Here is a 7402-nt window from a genome sequence, read left to right as displayed (position 1 = left end):
AGGCCGAACCCGCCGGGCTGCGCGCGCGCCGCCTCGCGCAGCCGGGGCCACAGCGCGTCCAGCCGGGCGAGCACGGTGAAGCTGTCCTGCGTCGCGGGCAGCCTGATCGACTGCCGCCAGCTCGCCTTGGAGCCCTCCCACTTGCCGTGGAGCACCAGCAGCCGCGCGGCATAGCCCTTGCGGCGCAGCCGGCTGGCGGCCTTGAGCGCGAGGCGGCGCGCGGTGAGACGCGCGGGCTCGGGGCCGCGATGGCGGGGCGAGAGGACATGGGAATGGCCGATCGTGCGGCTCTGCGTCGGCTTCTCCGGCAGGTCGACGCCGTGGAGCAGCCACCAGAGCCGGTCGCCCTCCACCCCGCCCCAGGCATGGCCGGCGTCGCGCGGGCGGCGTTCGCAAAGCTGGCGGATGTCGTTGACGCCGTCGCGCGCGAGCCGCGCCTCCATGTTCGCGCCGATGCCGGCGATCTCGCGCAGTGCCAGCGGGTAAAGCGCGTGCGGCAGGTCGCGATCCTCGAACACCACCAGCCCGTCGGGCTTGCGGAGATCGGAGGCGAGCTTGGCGAGGAGGCGATTGGGCGCGATGCCGATCGACGAGGTGAGCCGCTCGCCGACATTGGCGCGGATGCCCGCCTTAATCCGCCGCGCCAGCGCGGTCGCCGCGTCGCGCCCGTTCTCGTTGTCGAGCAGGCGGCAGGCCATCTCATCGATCGAGCAGACGCGGGTGACGGGGACGTGCCGCCACACTTCCGCGACGACGCGCTCGTGGAACTCGACATAACGGTCGTGCCGCGCGGGCGTGACGATCACCTCGCGGCATTTCTGCTTCGCTTCCCACACCGGCGTGCCCGTGGTGATGCCGAACCGCTTCGCCTCGATCGAGGCGGCGATCGCGACGGTGGTGTCCGAGCCGACCGGCGCGACGATCACCGGCCGGCCCCGCAGCCCCGGCTGAAGCTGCTGCTCGACCGAGGCGAAATACGAGTTGAGGTCGAGGAACAGCCAGCGCAGCGGGCGCGGGGGCAGCGCGGGCGACTCGGGCAGCGGCATGGCCGTGGAACATTACACGAACATTAGCACGTCGAACACCGCGTCTAAAAGGCGAAGCGCAGCCGCTCCATCGCCTCGCGCGGCGCGCCCGGCGTCACCCAGACCCGCGAATAGGAGCTCGGGTAATAGGCGCGATCGAACAGGTTGGTGACGTCCACCGCCAGTCGGACGCGCGGCACCAGATCGATCGAGGCGGTCGCGCCCGCGATCGTGTACGCGGGCAGGGTGAACTGGCTGCCGTCGGCGTAGCGATAGCCGGTCTGGCCGACGCGGCGGCCGACGTAATTGACCGTGGCGCCCAGGCTCAGCTGGCGATCGCCGAGCTGGAACGACTTGATCAGCAGGCCGCTCGCGCTGTTCTTCGGCACGTTGATCAGCGGATCGCCCGCCCGCAGCGCGAAGCCGAAGTTCGGGTCCAGCGCCGCGCGCGCGATGACCGCGTCGGTATAGGCGTAATTGAGCACGGCATCGACATGGCCGGGCAGGTGGCCGGTGACCGACGCCTCGACGCCGCGGCTGCGCGCGCGGCCGATCGCGAGCGAGAAGCCGCTGTTGACCGGATCGGCGGTCAGCACGTTGTCGCGATGCATCGTGAACAGCGCCAGGCTGCCGGCGAGCCGAGCGCCGAACGCGGCGAGCTTGGCGCCGACCTCGCCCGACCGCGTCTGTTCGGGCGCGAACGCCGCGCCGGTCACGTCGGAGCCGCTGTTGGGGCGGAAGCCCTCGCCATAACTGGCATAGAGCGTCAGCGTCCGCGTCGGCAGGATGCTGACGCCGACCTGCGGGTTCCACGCGGTCTTGTCCTGCCGCGTGACGCGGTTGGTCAGGCGATCGACCAGGTGCTGCTCGTACCGATCGAAGCGGCCGCCGGCGCGCAGTTCGAGCCAGGGCGCGAGCGCGACCAGGTCCTGCATGTAAACGCCCGCCTCTTCGTCCGTCTCGCGGGTGGAGATGAAGGCGCCGGTCGCGGGCAGCGTGCCGTAGACGGGCGCGAAGATGTTGACCGCGTCGCCGGCGGCCAGCGTGGTCTGGCGCGCGACGGCGGGCGGGCGGAAGCGGGTGACGACCTGGACCAGCGTGAACCAGTCCCAATCGGCGCCGACCTGCAGCCGGTGATCGACCCCGAAGGTCGCGAAGCGGCCGCTCAGCTCGCCTCGGACCGTGGTGTCGCCGGTGTCGTAGTCGCGCAGGCGGCGCTGGCGCGACAGCGTCTGCCCGTCGGTGAACAGCTTCTGGCGCGCGTCGGCGTTCTCGGCGTCGGTGGCATAGCCGTACAGGCTGGTGTCGCGGTAGGAGGCGCCGAGCAGGACGGACCAGCCGGCGCTGAAATCGTGCTGGAGCTGGAGCTGGTGGCCCAACGCCTGCGTGCGGATCGGGCCGTCGCCGGGCTCATCGAGGAAGCGCTGGCGCGGCACGACGCCGAGCCGGCCGGCGACCGAGACGACACCGCGATCGAGCGGGATGAACTGGAGCAGATATTCCAGCTCATAGGTCAGGCTGGTGTCGCTCCCCAGCTTCCACAGCACCGATGGCGTGACCGTGTAGGTGCGGTGGTGGACCGTGTCGCGAAAGCTGTCGCCTTCGTCATACGCGCCCGTGACGCGCAGCGCGAGATTGGCCGCCAGCCGCGTGTTGACGTCACCCTCGACGCGGCGCTCATTGTAGCTGCCGCCGCTCGCCTCCACGCTGCCGCCATAGCCGAAGAACGGCTTTTTCGTGACGATGTTGACCACGCCTCCCGGATCGCCCCGGCCGAACAGCGCGGAGGTGGGACCCTTGACCACCTCGATCCGCTCGATGTTGGAAGCGTCGCGCGGGCCGCCATAGCCGCGCGAGGCGTTGAAGCCGTTGAGCAGGTAATTGCCCGCCAGGTTCTCGTCGCCCGCGAAGCCGCGGATCGCATAACCGTCGAACAGCCCGCCCAGATTGTTCTGGCGCGCGACGCCGGCGACGAAATCGAGCGCGGTCTGTAGCCGGGTGATGCCGGCGCGGTCGAGCGTGGCGGCGTCGAGCAGCTGCACCTCCTGCGGCAGGAGGCGCAGCGGCGTATCGCCCAGATAGGGCTGGCGCTGCGCGGTGACGGTGACGTCAGCTGTTTCGGGAGCGATCCCGGTAGCGATTTCGGGCGTCGCCGGCGCGGTCTGCGCGCGGGCATTGCCGGCGACCAGCGCCATCGCGCCGATCGCTGCCGTCATGATCTTCATCGTGTCCCCCAGTGATATTTTGTATCACGAGTGGGGGAACGATCGGCCCGGGTCAACCCCTGGCCACTACTCCTCCTCCGCCAGCCGCTGCACCGCGAAGCTGGCGCGATAGCCGGGCAGCTCGTTGGCCCGGGGCTTGACGTCGCGCAGCAGCGCCTGCCGGCTCTTCGCGTCGGCGAGCAGGTCCGGGCGCTTGCGCCAGGCGAAGACATAGCGGCGCACCGGCTCGGCCAGGGTGGGCAGCCGCAGGCCGACCTCCTTGTCCGACAGGGCGGCCAGCCCGGCACCCGCCGCCGCAACCGCCGCCACGCGCGCGGCCAGCTCGGCCTCGATCAGCCGCCTGATCTCGTCGAAATCCCACCAGAACTCCTCGGGGATCTCGCGGCGAAGCCCGTCCAGGTCGTCGCCCGCCGCCGTCGCGTCCCACAGCCCCAGCGGAGTGACGCGCGAGATCATCGCGTGGAGCCGGCGATAGGCGGCGCCCTTCGCCTTCAGCCGCAGGCCGGAGGCGAAGCGCAGCACATAGCCCTCCGCCGACTTGGGCAGCGTGTCGGCATGCGCGATCGCGGCCGCCGGCGAGGCGAAGGCCTGGCGCGCGGCGGTGCGCCAGCCGAGCGCGTCGGCGGTGGCGCGCACGGCGACGCTGTCCAGCTCCAGCCCGTCGGCGGCATAGGCGGCGAGCATCACCAGCCCCGTCTCCTCATACGGGATGATGATCTTGTTCTCGGGATAGATCGCCTCGGCGAGGTAGGTGGTGCCGGGCGTAAGCGGCGACAGGTCCTGCGCCGCCAGCCGCGCCTGCGCCCATTTCGCCTGCGCGGAGTCGAGCGCGCCCTTGGTCGCCGTGCGCCAGCGGCCGCCGGCGTGGAAGATGACGATCAGGCTGCCGTCGACCTTCTCGAAGATCTCGCACGGCTCGTCGGGCACCGGCTGGCCCAGCTCGCCGACGTTGAAGAATTTGGGGAAGGCGGTCGCGACCACCTGGCCAAGCTCGCGGTCGATGACGAGGCCGCGCGCGGCGAGCACGGCAGGTGCCCATGCACGATCGTACACGGCCTTGGCGGTGTAGCACCACAACCTGAGCGGGCCGTCGTCCTTCCAGTAGACGACTCGCTCGGCGCGCGCGGCGTGCAGCTCGGCTTCGAGCTGGGCGAGGGGGATGGTGCGGGCGTAGTGGGGGGTCATGAGTCGGGAGGGAGCAGGGAACAGGGAGCAGGGGGGCGGAGCACGGCGGTTAGTCGTGACGAATTGATATAGCCTTAAGCAGACTCAGCTAACAGCTTTGGCTCTCCCTCGCGAGAGTGGCTATCCTGCTCCCTGCTCCCTCTTTACCGCCGCCAAGCGACGCTCGCTTTCCCCGGCGGTTCGCCCGGCGTAAAGCGCGGCCATGTCCCTTGCTTCCAACACGCTGGCGCTCATCGGCAATACTCCGCTCGTGCGGTTGCGTGGGCCGAGCGAGGCGGCCGGCGCCGACATCTTCGGCAAGTGCGAGTTCGCCAATCCGGGCGCGAGCGTGAAGGATCGCGCGGCGCTGGGCATCGTCGAGGATGCCGAAGCGCGCGGTGCGCTGCGGCCCGGCGGGACGATCGTGGAGGGGACGGCGGGCAATACCGGCATCGGCCTGGCGATCGTCGGCAATGCCAAGGGCTATCGCACCGTGATCGTCATGCCCGAGACGCAGTCGCCGGAGAAGATGCACACGTTGCGCGCGCTGGGCGCCGAGCTGGTGCTGGTGCCGGCCGCGCCCTATTCGAGCCCCTGTCACTTCGTCCACCAGTCGCGCCGGTTGGCGGAGGACATGCCGGGCGCGGTCTGGTCCGACCAGTTCGACAACATCGCCAACCGGCGCGCGCACGTGACGGGGACGGCCGAGGAGATCTGGACGCAGATGGAGGGCCGGATCGACGGCTTCACCTGCGCGGTCGGCACCGGCGGCACGCTGGCGGGCGTCGGGCTGGGGCTCAAGGCGCATGACGAGCGGGTGACGATCGCGCTCAGCGATCCGCACGGCGCGGCGCTGTACCGTTATTACGCGTGCGGCGAACTCGCGAGCGAGGGCTCGTCGGTGGCGGAAGGGATCGGGCAGGGCCGGATCACCGCCAATCTGGACGGCGCGCCGATCGACACGCAGTTCCGGATCGGCGACGCCGAGGGCTGGGGCTGGGTGAAGCGCCTGCTGGAGGAGGAGGGGCTGTGCCTGGGCCTGTCGTCGGGGATCAACGTCGCCGGCGCGGTGCGGCTGGCCCAGGCGCTGGGCCGGGGCAGCCGGGTGGCGACGATCCTGTGCGACACGGGCTTTCGCTACCTCTCGACGCTGCACGATCCGGCGTGGCGCGCCGCCAGGGGACTGCCGGCCTGAGCCCGATTGGACAAGGCCGGACCGGTACTATAGACCACGCCACTTGGGCATGAAGGCGACATCGGGCCATCATCACCGCCAGCGCCTCCGGGTGGGCGCGATCGGGCTCGCGGCCGTGGTGCTGCTGATCGTCCTCGCCGGCGCGATTGCGGGCTCGGTCGCCCGCCAGCGGCCCGGGATCGGGCGCGTCGATCTCGCCGCGAACCTGTCCGCCGGCAACGAGGCCGCCGAACCGCTCGCGATGGGGATCGGGTCGCTGACGCCCGAGAAGAAGGCGCCCGCGCGCCGCTGACGTCGATATCGATCAGGGCCGTCGAGCGTCCGTTCCGACCGGCGTTGGAGCGGCGGCCGTTCGTCGCATCCGCGACGCGGCGAACCGAGGGGTTTACCCCCGTTTTCCCCAAAAATCCCGTTGCGTCCCCAAATCGCCGCGTTTATCCAGATCATCATTGGGATGTGTTCACCGAACAGATCGGCGGGCGCGAAGGGCGGCGGACAGCCGGCCTTCGCGCGACGCGGAGGTGCGCCTTCCACGGGGACCATGACGGGTGGCGAGCAGGAGCTGGTATCAGGGAGACGGGATCGGCCTTGTCGACGACAAGGGCCGGGTCGCGATTCCCGCCGCCCTGCGCGCGAGCCTGCAGGCGAACAGCCCTAAGGCCGACGGCAAGAGCGGCGGCACCGTGATCGTCGGCCCGCACCAGAAGAACAGATGCCTGATCGCCTATGACCCGGCCTGGCTCGACATCATGGTCGCCAAGCTGGAAAAGCGCGAGACGGAGAACACGGGCGACGGCGGCGAGCCGGACTATAACATCAAGCGCGCCGCCGGGTTGGGCGAGTCGGTGCCGTTCGATGGGTCGGGCCGGTTCATCATGCCCGCCTGGCCGCGCCACTATGCCGCGATCGGTGCGCAGGCGCTGTTCGTGGGCGTGCTCGACTATATTGAGATCTGGGATCCGCAGGCGCTGATCGACTCGGACTACCCGCCCCAGGCCAAGCAGATGGCCGAGTTCTACCTCAACCGGGGCGCGAAGTGACCGTCGCGCCCCCTCATATCCCGGTCCTCCTCGACGAGGTCGTGGCTGCCCTTGCTCCTTCCCCCGGCGAGCTGATGGTGGACGCGACGTTCGGGGGGGGCGGGTACACGCGCGCGCTCCTTGCCCGGGGCGCGCGCGTGGTCGCCTTTGATCGAGACCCGGACGCGATCGCCGCCGCCGGGTCGGCGGACGGCCTGACGCTGGTCGAGGCCGAGTTCTCGCGGCTGGCGGATCACGTCGACGCCGCCGACGGCGTGACGATGGACGTCGGCGTCTCGTCGATGCAGGTCGACCGGGGCGAGCGCGGCTTCTCGTTCCAGGCGGACGGGCCGCTCGACATGCGGATGAGCCAGGCCGGCGAGAGCGCGGCGGACTTCGTCAACACGGCGGACGAGGCGGCGATCGCCGACGTGATCTTCCGCTATGGCGAGGAGCCCAAGTCGCGCCGGATCGCGCGCGCGATCGTGGCGGCGCGGCCGTTGTCGCGCACGGGCGAGCTGGCGACGGTGGTCCGGCGCGCGCTGGGCTGGCGCCCGCACGACAAGAAGGACCCCGCGACCCGCACGTTCCAGGCGCTGCGCATCCACGTCAACCGCGAGCTGGACGAGCTGGCGGACGGGCTGCTGGCGGCGGAGCAGGTGCTGCGGCCGGGCGGGCGGCTGGCGGTGGTGACGTTCCACTCGCTGGAGGACCGGCTGGTGAAGCGGTTCCTGCGCGATCGTTCGGGCGCGGCGCCCGGCGGCTCGCGGCACC

7 protein-coding genes are annotated in these 7402 nt (G+C 70.8%); 4 read left to right on the top strand and 3 right to left on the bottom strand.

All coding sequences use genetic code 11. The annotated features are described in order from the left end of the window. The 3 genes from HUU95_RS04240 to HUU95_RS14680 form a co-directional block, all read right to left on the bottom strand. A partial coding sequence (locus tag HUU95_RS04240) for a DNA polymerase Y family protein (RefSeq protein WP_174278967.1) occupies positions 1-1046 on the bottom strand: 1046 nt, incomplete at its 3' end. A gap of 44 nt (positions 1047-1090) precedes the next feature. Next, positions 1091-3241: a TonB-dependent siderophore receptor gene (locus tag HUU95_RS04235; RefSeq protein WP_174278966.1), complete on the bottom strand. Its 2151-nt coding sequence runs from the start codon at positions 3239-3241 to the stop codon at positions 1091-1093. Positions 3242-3316: 75 nt separating this feature from the next. Further along, complete coding sequence (locus HUU95_RS14680) at positions 3317-4435, bottom strand: RNA ligase (RefSeq protein ID WP_174278965.1); 1119 nt, start codon at positions 4433-4435, stop codon at positions 3317-3319. 202 nt (positions 4436-4637) lie between these two features. Here HUU95_RS14680 and HUU95_RS04225 point away from each other — a divergent pair, with 202 nt between their 5' ends. The 4 genes from HUU95_RS04225 to rsmH all read left to right on the top strand — a co-directional run. Next, on the top strand, positions 4638-5609 hold the full coding sequence (locus HUU95_RS04225; RefSeq protein ID WP_174278964.1) for a cysteine synthase A: 972 nt from the start codon (positions 4638-4640) through the stop codon (positions 5607-5609). A gap of 49 nt (positions 5610-5658) precedes the next feature. Beyond that, positions 5659-5901: a hypothetical protein gene (locus tag HUU95_RS04220; RefSeq protein ID WP_174278963.1), complete on the top strand. Its 243-nt coding sequence runs from the start codon at positions 5659-5661 to the stop codon at positions 5899-5901. A gap of 256 nt (positions 5902-6157) precedes the next feature. Beyond that, a complete protein-coding gene (locus tag HUU95_RS04215) occupies positions 6158-6649 on the top strand; it encodes a division/cell wall cluster transcriptional repressor MraZ (RefSeq protein ID WP_174278962.1) in 492 nt (163 codons plus the stop codon). Further along, on the top strand, positions 6646-7402 hold a 757-nt coding region (rsmH, locus tag HUU95_RS04210; protein WP_174278961.1), incomplete at its 3' end, for a 16S rRNA (cytosine(1402)-N(4))-methyltransferase RsmH. The genes HUU95_RS04215 and rsmH, both read left to right, overlap by 4 nt.

This window comes from Sphingomonas bacterium, from assembly GCF_903643065.1.
In the GTDB taxonomy this organism is placed as follows: Bacteria; Pseudomonadota; Alphaproteobacteria; order Sphingomonadales; family Sphingomonadaceae; genus Sphingomonas.
The sequence above is the reverse complement of the archived record's forward strand: the minus strand, read 5'-3'. Positions and strand labels throughout refer to the sequence as shown.

Coding starts and splice junctions, on each gene's coding strand:
- HUU95_RS04220 (WP_174278963.1), top strand. CDS start 5,659: ATGAAGGCGACATCGGGCCATCATCACCGCCAGCGCCTCCGGGTGGGC.
- HUU95_RS04225 (WP_174278964.1), top strand. CDS start 4,638: ATGTCCCTTGCTTCCAACACGCTGGCGCTCATCGGCAATACTCCGCTC.
- HUU95_RS14680 (WP_174278965.1), bottom strand. CDS start 4,435: ATGACCCCCCACTACGCCCGCACCATCCCCCTCGCCCAGCTCGAAGCC.
- HUU95_RS04235 (WP_174278966.1), bottom strand. CDS start 3,241: ATGACGGCAGCGATCGGCGCGATGGCGCTGGTCGCCGGCAATGCCCGC.